Below are 14,846 nucleotides of genomic sequence, written 5' to 3'. Positions count from 1 at the left end.
TGTAGTAAGGACTTTAGTCCTTATTTGAGGGCTGTAGCCCTCACTACGAAACAATCTCAATATTTTTACATTACTTAATGTACTTTGACTTATTCTCGCCTACTTACTTAAACTAGATGTTTTCTATTGCTTTGAAAGCAGGATGTTGCAGAGATTTCTCTGCAACAATTCAACAACTAATCTAATTGTCGTGCTACCAAGCGACCAAATAGCCCCCCTTCTTTGACTAATTGATCATAATTCCCCACCTGCACCACGCGACCGGCTTCAACAACATAAATGCGATCAGCATTACGAATTGTGCTGAGACGGTGGGCGATCACGATGCGAGTTGCATTCATTTTATCTAAACTTTCGGTGACAATAGCTTGAGTTTGATTATCCAGAGCGCTAGTTGCCTCATCCATCAGGAGAATTTTAGGTTTTAAAACCAACGCCCTGGCAATCAGCAATCTTTGTCTTTGTCCCCCAGAAAGATTGCTTCCGCCTTCACTGATTACCGTGTGCATTCCCATAGGCATAGCTTGAATATCTGCGTCAAATCCTGCCATTCGAGCTGCTTCCCAGGCTTCATCTAAAGTGACTAAAGCTCCAGATGTAATACTCTCAAAAATTGGGGCTGAGGAAATGCGGACATTTTGCAGTACCACACCCAATTGTCGTCGTACCGATGGCATATCAAGTCCTGCTAAATCTTGTCCGTCGTAGTAAACTGTGCCACTAGAGGGAATCTCAAAGCCCAACAATAAGCGAAACAGTGTAGATTTACCACTGCCACTAGGCCCCACCATAGCGATAAATTCTCCTGGTTCGGCATGGATGCTGACATCATCAAGAGTAAGGGGCCCATCTTCTCGATACCGGAAAGTGACGTGTTCTAGAGAAATACGCCCTGTCAATCGCCCTGGATCAGCTTTGCTGGGATCGGATTCTAGGGGTGATTGTACAATTGGTTTGGCTCGTTCCCACAGTGGAACAATTCCTAAAATATCAGTCAGAGTATTGCTAATCTCTGTGGCACTACTAATAAAGACACCAAAAGCGGCATTAAAAGCCAGAAATGTTCCTGCTGTTAGTCCGCTAGGGGTTCTCTGCTCTATCGCTATCTGAATAAATAAAATTGCAAACCAAAAGATCAAAACAGAACTGACGACAGACAGCGCTTCGTTAAAAACTTCTACACTATCATTAATGCTTTTGATTCCTGATTGTAACTTTGTTCGATGGCTATACTTTTTCGCCCAAGCTGCAAATCCTCGTTCCTCTGCCGCCGCAACACGCAGTTTAGCTACGCCGTTGATGAGTTCTACGGTCAGTCCATCAATTTCTCCATCTAATTTCTCTTGTTTGCGTTGTTTGTAGACTAAGAGACGACTGGAAATGACGGTAATAATAATTACTAACAGAGTGAGAGCAACACCCACTAATGCCAGTTGCCAACTATACAAGAACATCAGCCCTAAGTTGAGGAGAGCGAAGAGTCCGGTTAAGAGTGTGCGTTGGGTAGAGCCACTCAATTGACTGCGAATCTCACTGACTGCTAAGAGACGATTGACGAGATCGCCAGATGCATACTGCCGGAAAAATGCTGGACTTAATTTGAGTATTCGATCCCATAGAGCTGGTTGCAGAGAAGCATCAGCAGCACTTTCCACTCTTAAGGTAATGATCTGCTGTGCTAACTGAAACGTGGCTTGTCCGAAAGCCGCAGCAAATAAAGCTAGTCCCAGTTGCAATAATAAAGAGCGATCGCTATCGGGAATAGCATCGTTAACTAAAATGGCGGTGGCTTGGGGAGTCACCATGCCCAGTAGCGATGCGAAAAAACCCAAAACCAAGATTACGGCTACATCTTTTTCATACCCTTTGATACCAAAACGGAAAATCTCTATGGTGCTAGTAACTATTTGCGGTAATGGTCGATAAAATACGTAGGCTTCCGGCTTGATGTTTTTCAGGGCTTCGGCATCAATGGGAGTTCGAGTTAAAGTTTCGGGATCGAAGAGAAGATAACGCTGCTTGTGATCTGGCAATAAAGCCACTGGTTGGTTAGCTTTGGTGTAGCCTAACAAAGCTTCGTGTTCCTGTTGCCACCAGTCACCTGCCAGCAAGACTCGGCGAATTCGGCATTGGGAAGCTCGCGCGATCGCCTCTAGAGGGTCTTGAACGCGATCCAGGTCTTCCGATTGTGCTGGAGGTATAATGTTAATTCCGATGAATCTACCTACAGCCCCAGCCGCGATCAGTAAGGGGGTTCCTGCTTGGAAGAATTGTGTTGTTTCCGGTTTTAATACCGAAGTTAGTTCTCCCATAGAATTTTCGAGAACCAGGCGGTTGAATTCTTGCCTTTGCTGGAAACGGCGAAATTCCGATGAAATCTGCTGTTGCTCTAAAAGATTAAAGAAGTGAAAAAAATATGCGTGTAACAGGGCAAAACTGGCGGGTAGCTGTTCGACTTGTTCTAGTTCTTGGGTGGGAGTAGTATAAACTTCCACAGAATTTTCTGCCTCCAACCAAGTACCAGCAATTAGAGGTATGGGGGGCGAAGAGCTATCTAATATCAGGTCTTCCATGCCTCGCCACTTAATTCTACCTTGTTGACACGCTACCCAGATGGTTTGTCCACTCTTACCATTGGCGAAAAGGTAAGGCGGCACTAGGGTTTGCTCTTTGAGTAATGATACATAGTGAGTTCCTTCGGCAACAATACTATTAGGTGGTGCATGGCTGGCTGTTAGCTGCTCTCTCAACCATTCGCCCAAGTGATTATACCAACCTTCGATTAAAGCGATCGCTTCTAAATTACGATCTTTAACTTGTTCTATTAACTCTGCTAATGTTAATTCCAGCAGTTCAGTTTCTTCGAGTGCTACTGCCAAAATGCCTCTGAAGTCTTCATCTTTGTGGCTTGGTGCTAAAGCAGATCCAAATAAGGCTTCTCCTGGGCCAACATTAAACAAAAAGCGGCGATTACCTTTAATCTCTGCGTTTTCCACTAAAATGCCATGCAAGACTAGAGAACCGGATTTCACAAACCAGATTGTCTGGGGGTCATTCAAGAGCAACGGTTCATTACTTTTAACGATGCGTCCTTGCTGAGCAATAGTCATAGTTTATCCTTCTTGAGTACCAACTAAGCGTGTATAGACTCCTGGGCGACTGCGTAACTCTTCGTGAGTGCCGCGCTGTACTACTTTTCCGCGAGCCAAGACAATAATTTCATCACAGTCACGAATAGTACTGAGCCTGTGAGCAACTACGACACAAGAACAACCGCGCCGACGCAAGTTTCTGTCAATAATTAACTCGGTTTCTGCATCCAGCGCACTAGTTGCCTCATCAAGAACTAATACAGACGGATTTCTCACCAAAGCACGGGCAATTTCCAATCGCTGCCGTTGTCCTCCACTTAAATTCATCCCCCCTTCACTGAGTTCGCTATTATAGCCACCAGGCATATTCAGAATCAGATCGTGAATAGCTGCATCTTCACAAGCTTTGACCAAATCCTCTTCTGGAACAGTTGAGTCCCAAAGGGTGAGATTTTCCCGCACAGTGCCGGCAAATAGAAATATTTCTTGCTCTACCATAGCTAGAGAATTAGCCAGAATAGGGCGAGTAATTTGATGACGGGGGATACCGTCAAAGAGAATTTCCCCTGACCAGGGTTGGTACAGTCCGGTGAGCAACTTAGCCACAGTAGACTTACCAGAACCACTACCACCCACCAAGGCAACTCTTTCTCCGGGTTTTAATCTCAAACTTAAATTATTAATCAGAGGATTATCTAAGCGATTGTAGCCAAAGGTGAGTCCTTGCAATTCCACATATCCTTGTAATTTAAAGGATTCTTGGCTGTAGATTGTGGGACTAAAGTTATTTTGGTCAACTTCTCGTTCGGCTTCGGGATCTACTGGGTTCTCTAAAACGTCATCCAGACGATTTAAATCAGCTTCTAAATCTTGTAGAGTGCTGCCAAAATTTACTAACTCATTCACCGGTCTGAGAAATTCCTGTGTCAGCGCTTGGTAGGCAATCAGTCCCCCAATACTGAGGGTTCCTTGCATCACCCTAAACCCGCCTGCTACTAAAATTGAGGTGACAGCCAGAGAGGTTAATACTGTAGGCAAGGCTCCTAGAACTCGCGTGGGTAATCCTAATTCCTGTTGGGCGTTGACGGTTTTGGCGTAGTAGCCGGCAAACTTAGCAAATAAGTCAAACTCTAATCCACTGGCTTTGACTGTTTCGATGCTTTGAATACCGCTAATAGCCAGTCCAGCCACCTTTCCCGTTTCTTGAGACAGTCGGAGATTGGCATCCACTCGGTTACGGGAGAGGGACTGCAAGGCCACGAAGTTAGCCGCAGCGAAGAGAATCGCAATTAAGGTCAACAATGGATCGTAGAACAACATGATCAAGGCATAAAACACCATCATGATGGAGTCTATGGCAGTGGTTGCCAAACGGCCTGAGAGGACTTCGGCTACCTTATTGTTGAGTTGAGCGCGACTACTAATTTCTCCGGCGAAACGTTGGGCATAAAACCCCACTGGTAAGCGGATGGTATGCCACAGAAACTGCCCGGACATAGTAACTGATAGCTTTAGTAGTAATCTTCGCAAATATGTGAGCCGTAAACGGGCTAATAGACCCCGCAGCAAAGCCGCTATGACCATGCCCAAGAGTAGGGGACGCAACCACTCAGTCCGATTTTCTATGATAATTTCATCGATAAATACTTGTGTAAAGGCAGGGGCGGCCAAGCGAGGAATTGTCAGCAGCAATCCGGCAACCAAACAGAAAATAATTGCTGAACGGGAAGTTTCTAAGCGAGAGGCTAAGGCAGTGAGAATCCCCTTTTTTTTGCCACCTTTTTTAAACTCTGTCCCTGGTTCCATCACGAGGATTACCCCTGTGAATCCTTGGTCGAATTCATCGAAGGAAACCTTTCTTGGCCCCGTTGCTGGATCGTTGAGATAGACGGTTTTGCCAGCAAATCCTTCCACTACTAAAAAGTGGTTGAAGTTCCAAAAAACGATAAAAGGAGGTTTAATTTGCTGTACATCTTCCAAAGATTTTTTAAATCCTTTGGCGTTTAAACCGTACAACCGAGCTGCTTTGAGAACGTTAGAAGCCTTACTACCATCTCTCGAAACACCACATTCACGCCGCAAATCTGTGAGGGGAACTATCCGACCGTGATAACCCAAAACAATGCCAAGAGCAGCTGCCCCACATTCGACTGCTTCCATTTGCAGCACTGTAGGAGTTCGGACTCGACCGCGATCGCTTGGTCTGATCAAGTTAGAAATAAATGCTATGGACATCATATACTAATAAATACCCGTAATCGACTTAAAGATCGGAATAACGTAGGCTATCGGCGCGATTTCTCCTACTTTCACCCGAACCTGTATAGTAGTTCCCGGAGATAGTTGGATGTTAGGGCCTGTGGAGGAAGACCACTGATAGCCACTTTTCGTATCAGCAGTTTCCAATTCGGCAAACACTTGTACGGGGGCATTACCACCTCTTGATACCAGAGTTTGAGCGAGATTTTCAGCCAGATTTTGGTTGCCGATCATGGTTGACATATCTTGCACTGTCACCGGGAAGGGTGTCACGGTTTGCACTTTGCCTAGAATACCCCCAAATCGTTCTCGCTTGACTAGACTGGGAGTGACTTGAACCTCCATTCCTTCCTGAATTTGCTTGCCATCTTTATCAGCAAAATAGATGACGCTCATTAATTTGGCATCAGTACCTTGGGAATTAATTGACCCCAAACGAGATCCTCCAGAAACTATTTGCCCTGGCACAACTGATAATTCCAGAATTCTGCCATCATAATCACTGATAATCTTGCTTTTTGATTCTATTTCGTTTTCTAATTGAGCTATTCTTCTTCTCACTTCTCCAATATTATTATCTCTGTTAATCTCTGCCTCTAATTGTTCTTGATCCAACTTAGCTAGTTGACTGTTAACTTCTTGAAGTTTGGTATTTAGTTCATCGATTGTATTTAGGCTTTGCTGGTATTGCCTTTCAATATCAACTTGCTTCACCTGAATTTCTTGCAGTTGAACGTTGAGTTGGTTACTTTGGTTAATACTGTCTAAATACTGTCGTTCTGTATTGACTTGTTCTAGTTCTAGTTGTTTCTGTTGGGCTTCGAGATCAGACAATTGGGCTAAACTATCAAAGTATTCTCTTTGAGCGCTTAACATCACATCTGCACTCACGATGTTTTGCTCATACAATTCGCGACGAGCTTTGAGCTGTGTTTGTAGTTCTGGCAGTAATTTATTAATTTGTTCTAGGCGCTCATTCAGACCCTCTTTTTTTTGTTGAATAGAATCAAAACTTCTTTGACGTAAGCTTGGTAAAACTTCTTGGTCGTTAATCAGTCTGCTTTGAATTACCTCACGACTTTGTGCCAGTAGTTGCAGGTTTTGTTGGCGTAACCTGGGGATGATTGATTCCCGTTCTAAGGTAGCTTTGAGACTAGCTTGTTGTTTGGCTAGATTTGTTCTTTGTGAGGTGAGACTTCTTTTGAGGGCTGAGTTGCTGTCCTGTGCTTGAGTCAATAACTCTTGCAGCTTTTTCTGTTCTTGTTGGAGTTGCTGTTCTAGTCCGGGTTGGCTAACCAGTCCAATAATGTCTCCTTTTTTGATCTGATCTCCAGATTTAATATTGAGTTGGGCGACTGTCCCATCACTAGGTGCTTGAAATTGAATAACGCTGCGAGGATAGAGCAACACACCCTGGCCATTGACTGTCAGAGGCAGCCGACCAACCACACTCCAAACTGCGGCTACGGCGACCAAAGACCCCAATCCAGCTAGGGGTAACCAAGCTTTGGGGTCAACCACATTCATAAGTTGGTCGAGCCGTTCTGGTGAAGATAGGCGTTCTAGGGATTCTTCACGAAATAGTTTTTTTGATGAATCTGACATAACAATTAACCCATTGATTATTTATGCTTGCTGAAGGTTTAACTGACCTTTAATCGTTTAAGCATCCAGTCAAATCTGGCTCCGCCCAGAGTCAAATTATCCATGACCTCCAAATCAATTTCATCTTCGTAAACTGCATCTAGTTCTAAACTTTGACCGATTTCATAACGACTGCGCCCGTAACCTAAGCGGCTAATTAGTCCTTGCAATCTCCCCGAAATCAGCATGGAAACAACACGATAAAAGCGGGCAGATATACCCACATCTTGCTGTAATTTGACTAGCAGTTGTTGTTCGGGAATTGTCAGTAAAATGGAATTTTCTAAGGCTCTCAAGGTGTAGGTTGACATAGGATTATCTAAAGTCATCGCTTCTCCTAGAATTTCTCCCCTGTAGAGACGAATGATCTCAGTGTCTAAGGATTCATCTGTTTGTTCATCGCTTTCTAAGGCAGTGAACAGGCTGACGAGCCTATTGGGTTGTTCTTCTTTGACGAGGACAGCTATTGCTCCTTGCAGGATGATATAAAGGTTTTCGATCTGTTCGCCATTTCGGATCAGAAGTTCTTCGGCTGAGATTCGCATCAATCTGCCCACACCTAACATCCAATCAACGTCACTATCACTGAGTTCTCCAAAAATTAGCGGTACATCCTCTAGAGGGGGAATTTGTCCCTTATGTTGACGCACAAAATATTGGATCAGTCGCCCAAAACGCTCTGATAATAAAGTGGCAATTCCTTGGTAAAGTCGGGACGCAAAACCAAAGTCCTCTGCTATTTGCTCTTGAATTACTTCATAAGGAATGGCAAGCAAGACTGAGTCTTCGGCAGCTTTAACAGTCATCGCGGCTGGGGTTAGCTCGACTGGAGACATTTTTCCTACGACTTCTCCAGGAAAAAAGCGGGTAATTTCCTGTTCTAAATCTTGGTCTTCCTCCAAGGCCGCAAACACACGCCCTAACCTACCACCTTGATTTTGGCTAATACTTCCTGTTAGTTCGCCGCTAATGAGCAGGTATAAAAAATCAGGCGATCGCGCCTGATCAATTAACACATCTCCTGCCTGAATATTTTCCATTTGACCGTTTTGCTTCAGCCATTGGATATCGCTATTACTTAACTGTTTGAGAAAAAGGTCGATCATAATTTCACCTATTTAATTATCAAGGTCTAAAGGGTTTGATCTCACCCGGTTGTGATTTCATCCCATTGGGAAATCAATTGCTTTGCATTCTTCATGGCTGTTTCGATGAGGGATATTCCTTGCACAGATGCTAATTCTTCCAGCCTTAGCGTTGTCAAAGCCATGAATATCGCCATTTCTTCTGGTCTAATTTTTGTGGAGTTATGAGACTTTTGCTCAAATTTTTCGAGATTTTCTGCTGCTGTTTTTACTAGCCTTTGTAAAACTTTAAATGCCCCCGGAGAAAGTGGCGGTTCGCCCCGATAATTTTCTAATCTGCCTCCTTGACGATAGGTAGGAAAAGCTTCTAAACCAACAAAATGTAAAAACCAATCCGCCCGATAATTGCCGATGGCACTGACGATCCCGCGATAATCTGCAATTAACTCGTCGAAGATGTTATTTCGCATCGAGCCGAACCAACGGCGCGTTACATAATGGGTGCATTCGTGTTCTAAACGAATTTTACCAGAGAGTTCTAACCATTGTTCTTCGTCTAGTCCTAACTGACTCGCTTTAACGTTGCTATATGTGCCTTGACTCAGCAAAATAAAGCGATCGCGATACAGTTCTGGACGCTTAATTAACCGTTGAAACTCTACTGCCCAATCTCCTGAGTTATTTTGATTTTGATTTTGGTCAAGCCATTGTTGTTGATATTGCCACACTCTATGCCAATTGTTATAACCTTCTACAATGCAAGCTCCCATTGATTCTGGGATTGGCTTGGGTTCGTTGCGTTTGGTTAGGGCTTGGACTAAGCTAATAAAATCAGCACGATTACCTGCAACTATAACGGGAATTCCACCAGCTAAGGTTTGATAAATATACAGTTGCAGTTGTTCTGGCTGCAACAAATTTAATCCTGTGGACATTTTCATCTGTTCAGTAGGTTTCCCTTTGCGAGTTGCGTCTCGATATTCTGGGGTTTCGCTGATACCAGCAACAACAGGAAACTGTAACTGCACCAAGTGCGGCTTTAAAGTTGCATAAGCCCCAATAATATGAGACTCTTGGACATATTGCTTCCAGGTAGCAAGATAGGATTCAGAATCGTTTTGGAATAGGTTTTCTAGCCGAGGGGGAGTAAAAATATTTTGATTGTAATTCAGCAATTCCAGAGTTTCTGACTCATTAGCTCCATAAGCTGCCAAGGTATCGGCACACAATTGTAAAGAATTCATTGCTACCGCAAAGGCCAAAAAAAGGTATGTAAGGAATCATAATAAATCAAAAAGCTGTTGTAAAATATACTCTATATGTATTATTTTTGTTACATTCTCCATAATTAACACTATGTCAAAAATTATTTCTATTCACTCTTATCGTGGCGGTACTGGTAAATCTAATACCACAGCCAATCTTGCGGCCTTAGTGGCACGTGAAGGAAATCGCGTTGGTATTATCGATACTGACCTTCCTTCCCCTGGAATTCATATTCTTTTTGGTTTGGGAGTGAAGCAAGGTGAGCGTACCCTGAATGATTTTTTATGGGGGAAATGTAAAATTAAAGATGCTGCCTATGATGTTAGTTATGTTTTAGAAGAATACGAAACTCCAAATAACAAACTTTACTTAGTTCCTGCAAGCGTCAAGGTCAATGAAATTTCTCGGATATTAAGAGAAGGTTTCGATCCAGAACTGTTATTTGCAGGATATCAGCAGCTAATTAAGGATTTAAAATTAGATTATTTATTCATTGATACCCATCCTGGTCTTAGTGAAGAAACATTACTTTCTTTAGCAGTTTCCCAGATTGTGCTGTTGATATTGCGACCAGATAGACAAGATTTTCAGGGAACAGTTGTAACTGTAGACGTGGCGCGACGATTGAAAGTCCCTCAGATGTTTCTCATAGTCAATAAAGCCTTACCAGAATACGACTTTGAACAAATGCGCCAACAAATCAAAGCAACATACAAATTACCAGTATTGGGTATTCTACCGGACTCTCCCGATATGCTACGTTTAGCTAGTGAAGGGATCTTTACCATTAAATACAGAAACCATCCCATCACTGAAGTTCTACAAAAAATGGCGAAACAAATTACTAACAAAACAGTTACGATTTAAATTAATAGCTACAGAATATCTGAGCAGCAAAGGTGTCTTATTTAATCTATGTTCCTGAAACAGCCAATGAGCGACGTTAATCTTGCTTATCAAAGCGGGGATGCAATTATCAGTCAAGATACTCAAGGTGATCAGCGATTTCATGGTTCTGTGTCCATTTTCATCAATGGGATTCAAAATTGTATGTGTGTCCCACTGAAAAATTATAAAGAAACTATTGGGGTGTTATACGTTGATAATTTATCTCCTCTTGTCCGTTATACTGAGGAAGATTTAGATTTTTTAAGTGCTTTGGCTAATCAAGCAGCAGCAGCTATTCATTTGTCTTGGGAATTTCATAAACGAGAGCAAAAACTTAAACAACAAGTATTGAAATTGCAAATTCAAATTGACCAATCAAAAAGAGAAAGTGAAGTTGCTGAGATTATCGGCGGCGATTATTTCCAAAATTTGCAGCAACGTGCCGAGCAACTGAGAAACAATAATAATTCTATTTGAAATCTGCATTTTTAAGGAAAAAGTCGCACCCCGTAACCGTTGCCGCATTGCTTGTGTTTTGGAATCCATTACGGCGATCGCTATATAGTGCGGTGATCTGTGCGAGTTAATGGTATGAATCCTAAACCTGATCTTCTCAGTTCTAGTGCGATCGCTACTATGTTTGAACCTCGCATGACTATAAGTCACGGTGTGCGGCTTGCAGAAATCAAGGCTCAAGTGTCAACCTAAAGTAGTAAGATTAGCCTGAATCACCTGTAAAAATGAAACACGATTTTCCTATGTTAACAACACTCTATCTCATGGAACAATCCTTCGATCTCAAGGAAGCGTTTCGTTACAGCGCTGGCTTGGTCATAGTTTGTTTTGTCATGCTAATTTTATTGTGGTTGCCAGATATTTTAAAGGAAAAGTGAATTGAGAAGCTCAGACTCCAGCCGCAGGTAAGTACACAACACTTCTTGATTGCTTACTCTTGGGGTTCTTTGCTCTCCATTTCTTGCAGTTGAATTAAAGGTTGGTTGGTAAGATTCTCTAACCCTACTGATTGCAAAAGTTCTTTCCAATCACTAATCAAAGTTATATCACTGGGATTTTCTGCTCGTAAGTTAGCTAAAGTTTTGAGGGTGTCATGCCAATAACCGTTGTCTGCATAAATCAAGACACGCTGCTTATCAGTTGCTGACTCTAATTGTTCCCCGATCTCAGCATTTGGTTCAACTCGTTCTATCCAACCACTAGCAACGGGATCACCACTGCGATCGCCTCCTGTGGGGTCACAAAGTAAGGTTAAGCGCCAGCGATATTTTTGTCCTACTTCTAACCCAGCAAAGTCTGTGGGTAGGGTATAGCTGATCACACCCTTGCTGGCAGTTAAATTTAATTGTTTCTCTAAAAGTATTTCGTCTCCTGCCTCATTCCGCAGTAAAAACAGCGCTGTTTCGGCAGTTGTTTCCGGTACATTTACAAAAAACGTCGGACGATTATTTAGTGTTAATTCAACGGGAATTTCTCTAGCTTTCATGCTGTCAGGTTTGGCTGGCACAACAGCACTAATCCCTTGGGGGCTACATTGTCCACGTGCGGCTCCGGCTTCTAAATTTCGGGAACCCCTAACATTAGGTACTTTGAATCTCAACAAAGAACGACGGCGCGGAGCAAATTGTCTTCGTTGTGCAGTTATCACTGGAGATACTGCTGTCGCTGTTAAGGTGGTTTGCAGAAAGTTTGTAGATAAGATTAAGCCGAGTGTGAGTAAAAAGATTTTTTTGTTGAACATAGTTTTTGCCCCTATTTAACCTGCTACAGTAACTAACTACATTTGCGATCTGAGAAGGAGTTGCTCGCAATCATTAAAAAATTAATTTGCATTTAATACAATTAAAAGATTACTACCTTCTAGGGGTAATGACATATATATCATCATGAAAGTTCCAAACTTTGTCAACTTTATAGCAGCGAATTCGTAAGGATTTTCACGAGTATTCGCGATGGCGTTCCAGTAAATTGATCTCATCAGTAACGATTTTTACGTAAGCTCACTATAGTTTTCTGAGGAGAGGTATTTAACGCAGCCGAGTATATTTACCACTTTTAGGCAGATCATTCACCCAGAATGACGGTATGATCTATCTGGAATTGACATTATAGCCAGTTCCCAAACTCCATATTTGAATTTTGAAAAATAAATCTTAAAAATATATCCAGCATTTTAAAATTTTATAAAGATTCAGATAATATTCTTTCTTAGCCAGATGCGCTGACACTGCATTTCTATCCATCATAATTGCTATAATTGATTATCCTCTCTAGGAAAATACTTTGCCTAATAAAATCAACACTAACCTCAATTTTGGAGAAGATTGTATTGATCCATTTGATGAAAGCGATGATAATTTATGGGTAAAGATTGAGCATTTAGGACGTTACTTATTTGCTACCGATTACCTCCGCCAATTTAAGTTAAACTGTATTGCTGATATTGCTTGTGGTGTGGGCTATGGAATACACGAACTAGAAAAAATTGCTGATTTAGTAGTTGGTGTAGACGGAAATTTAGAAATGCTAAAACAGGCAGCACTAAAGTGTAATAATTCTCACACTCAATTAATTCAACATAACTTAGAACAACCTGGTTTATTCGCCAATCAAAACCAGCCAAATATTGATGCAATTGTTAGTTTTGAAACTTTGGAACATTTGATGAATCCTAGCATTATTTTAGAGGAGTTTGTGCAACTTTTGTCACCAGGGGGATTTCTGATTTGCTCGGTTCCTAATGTTTTATACGAACCTCGTGATCATGCTGGATTGCCCACAAATTCTTGTCATAAACAATTTTTTAGCTATCAATCTCTGTCTCGATTACTAGAACAAAATGGGTTGAGAGTGAATTATCGAGTCGGTCAGTCTTGGTCAAATATTTTATTTAAACGGGAAACTCAATTGTTACGAAATCGCTCAATTCAACAACGATTTGGAGAATATTCTGGTTTGAGTTTGCCCACAATTATTCGTCACCTATCTTATCTCATTGCTTACCCAACAGTGGAAGATGTAGATGGTTCCTACTCATTAATTATTGTCGGGCAAAAAGTTAAGTAACTTCCAGCTTTTGTTTCCTGTTTCGACCTGAAAATGTGCCAACTAGGAACTCGGCCTTGATTACCTACTAGAGACAGAGCCTGAAAATTTGTCTATCTAGACTGACATCTCGGTAGATAAAGTATAATCTAAATGTAAAACAACCGCATAAATGTTGTAGAATTACTGAATAATCTGAGAAAACTACTAATTAGCAGTAACCCAAGTATATTGTTTTGTTAAGTTCAAATACTCATTAGGGTGAATTTTACTGTAAAATCCCTCACAATTACCATTGTCTATCTTGAGAAGTTGTAAAAATTAAGGTTCTTCAATACCTATTGCCACTGAAATATTCACAAAGCATAGGTTAATTGGGTGAGCGAAATATTGCTAATAATTCACACTTTAGCTGACGAAAAGGAGCTAATATGCCAATCAGAAATATAGTTTCGAGACTCCACAATTTATCCAAAACAGCGTTGAATGTTGGGGGTACTGTAGTTTTAAGCAGTCTGGTAGTTACTGGGTTAGTAGTGGGACTGCGAGAACTCAAAGGCTTACAAGGAATGGAGTTATCTGCTTTTGATTATTTGATGCGATCGCGCCCTGATGAAGCACCTGATGACCGCTTTTTAATTGTAGGCATTGATGATACAGACCTCCAGACTCGCAAGGAATACCCGATTACAGATGCTACACTGGCGCAAGTTTTGACGAAACTGGAGGCAGAGGAACCGCGAGTTATTGGCATAGATATTTTAAGGGATATTCAACAAGGTACAGTTGCGGGTCGTGTGGAGTTAGTCAAGTTATTAACTGACAATGAAAAGATGATTGCTGCTTGTGCATTGAGTAGCACAGATTCGCCGGGAATTGCTGCTGCACCAGGGGTTACAGAAGAAAGAGTGGGAGTTGCTGATTTTCCTGTGGATGCTGGAGGAACTGTGCGCCAAGGCATGATCCTTGCTATTCCCCAAGCCTCGGAACTGCCAGCTGTCAGCCAACATATCTGCAATTACGTTGATCCAGAAAACCAATTACCATCTTTGAGTTTTCAAATGGTAGTTCGATATTTAAACGCGATAGAAATTGAACCAGAACTGACAGAATTTGGTGAGTTAAAATTTGGCTCTACAGTTCTCAGACGCTTGACAACAAATTCAGGTGGTTATCATGATATTGATCCAGGAAATTACCAAATTCTGTTGAACTATCGTTCGGCTAGGAACGCATTCAGGCAAGTATCACTCAGCGATGTTTTAGCAGATAAAGTTAATCCTGATTGGATTAAAGACAAAATTGTAATGATTGGTTACACAGCACCAATTGTTAAAGATACATTTTACACACCTTTTAGTGCAGGGGCTGAAGATAGCCAAAAAATGCCCGGAGTGATAATTCATGCCCAAAATGCGAGTCAAATAATCAGCGCTGTTTTAGACCAAAGACCATTTTTATGGTATTGGAATCGATGGCAAGAAGGTTTGTGGATATTTGCCTGGTCGTTGGTGGGAGGAGTTTTAGCAAATCAGATTCGTAAACCTTGGCT

At 41.8% G+C, this 14,846-nt stretch carries 11 protein-coding genes; 5 read left to right on the top strand and 6 right to left on the bottom strand.

Translation table 11 applies throughout. From position 1 onward, the window contains the following. Window positions 1-176 precede the first annotated feature (176 nt). The 5 genes from VB654_RS15140 to VB654_RS15120 are packed head-to-tail and all read right to left on the bottom strand — an operon-like array spanning window position 177 to window position 9,324. The gene (locus VB654_RS15140) at window positions 177-3,110 is read right to left on the bottom strand and encodes an NHLP bacteriocin export ABC transporter permease/ATPase subunit (protein ID WP_323214605.1); all 2,934 of its coding nucleotides are present in this window, start codon (window positions 3,108-3,110) and stop codon (window positions 177-179) included. Between the two features lie 3 nt (window positions 3,111-3,113). After that, on the bottom strand, window positions 3,114-5,327 hold the full coding sequence (locus tag VB654_RS15135) for an NHLP family bacteriocin export ABC transporter peptidase/permease/ATPase subunit (protein ID WP_323214627.1): 2,214 nt from the start codon (window positions 5,325-5,327) through the stop codon (window positions 3,114-3,116). A gap of 6 nt (window positions 5,328-5,333) precedes the next feature. Beyond that, complete coding sequence (locus VB654_RS15130) at window positions 5,334-6,956, bottom strand: NHLP bacteriocin system secretion protein (protein WP_323214604.1); 1,623 nt, start codon at window positions 6,954-6,956, stop codon at window positions 5,334-5,336. A gap of 38 nt (window positions 6,957-6,994) precedes the next feature. Then, complete coding sequence (locus VB654_RS15125) at window positions 6,995-8,101, bottom strand: cyclic nucleotide-binding domain-containing protein (protein WP_323214603.1); 1,107 nt, start codon at window positions 8,099-8,101, stop codon at window positions 6,995-6,997. A 41-nt stretch (window positions 8,102-8,142) separates the two neighbouring features. Then, window positions 8,143-9,324 carry a DUF7005 family protein gene (locus VB654_RS15120; protein WP_323214602.1) on the bottom strand — a complete coding sequence of 394 codons (1,182 nt, stop codon included), beginning with the start codon at window positions 9,322-9,324 and terminating at the stop codon, window positions 8,143-8,145. A gap of 112 nt (window positions 9,325-9,436) precedes the next feature. Between VB654_RS15120 and VB654_RS15115 the strand changes: the two genes are divergently transcribed. The 3 genes from VB654_RS15115 (at window position 9,437) to VB654_RS15105 (ending at window position 11,127) form a co-directional block, all read left to right on the top strand. Further along, window positions 9,437-10,213: a MinD/ParA family protein gene (locus VB654_RS15115; RefSeq protein WP_323214601.1), complete on the top strand. Its 777-nt coding sequence runs from the start codon at window positions 9,437-9,439 to the stop codon at window positions 10,211-10,213. 66 nt (window positions 10,214-10,279) lie between these two features. Next, window positions 10,280-10,711: a GAF domain-containing protein gene (locus VB654_RS15110; protein WP_323214600.1), complete on the top strand. Its 432-nt coding sequence runs from the start codon at window positions 10,280-10,282 to the stop codon at window positions 10,709-10,711. A gap of 281 nt (window positions 10,712-10,992) precedes the next feature. Continuing rightward, window positions 10,993-11,127 carry a hypothetical protein gene (locus tag VB654_RS15105; protein WP_323214599.1) on the top strand — a complete coding sequence of 45 codons (135 nt, stop codon included), beginning with the start codon at window positions 10,993-10,995 and terminating at the stop codon, window positions 11,125-11,127. Window positions 11,128-11,180: 53 nt separating this feature from the next. On the opposite strand, the gene VB654_RS15100 is transcribed toward VB654_RS15105, so the two are convergent. After that, complete coding sequence (locus VB654_RS15100) at window positions 11,181-11,990, bottom strand: DUF928 domain-containing protein (protein ID WP_323214598.1); 810 nt, start codon at window positions 11,988-11,990, stop codon at window positions 11,181-11,183. Between the two features lie 542 nt (window positions 11,991-12,532). Between VB654_RS15100 and VB654_RS15095 the strand changes: the two genes are divergently transcribed. Both VB654_RS15095 and VB654_RS15090 read left to right on the top strand, forming a co-directional pair. Next, the gene (locus VB654_RS15095; protein ID WP_323214597.1) at window positions 12,533-13,315 is read left to right on the top strand and encodes a class I SAM-dependent methyltransferase; all 783 of its coding nucleotides are present in this window, start codon (window positions 12,533-12,535) and stop codon (window positions 13,313-13,315) included. A 410-nt stretch (window positions 13,316-13,725) separates the two neighbouring features. Further along, window positions 13,726-14,846 (top strand): CHASE2 domain-containing protein (locus tag VB654_RS15090; RefSeq protein WP_323214596.1); only part of this gene is annotated, 1,121 nt, incomplete at its 3' end.

It is taken from the genome of Nodularia sp. UHCC 0506 (genome assembly GCF_034931045.1).
Lineage (GTDB): Bacteria > Cyanobacteriota > Cyanobacteriia > Cyanobacteriales > Nostocaceae > Nodularia.
This window is presented reverse-complemented; position numbering and strand designations above follow the sequence as displayed.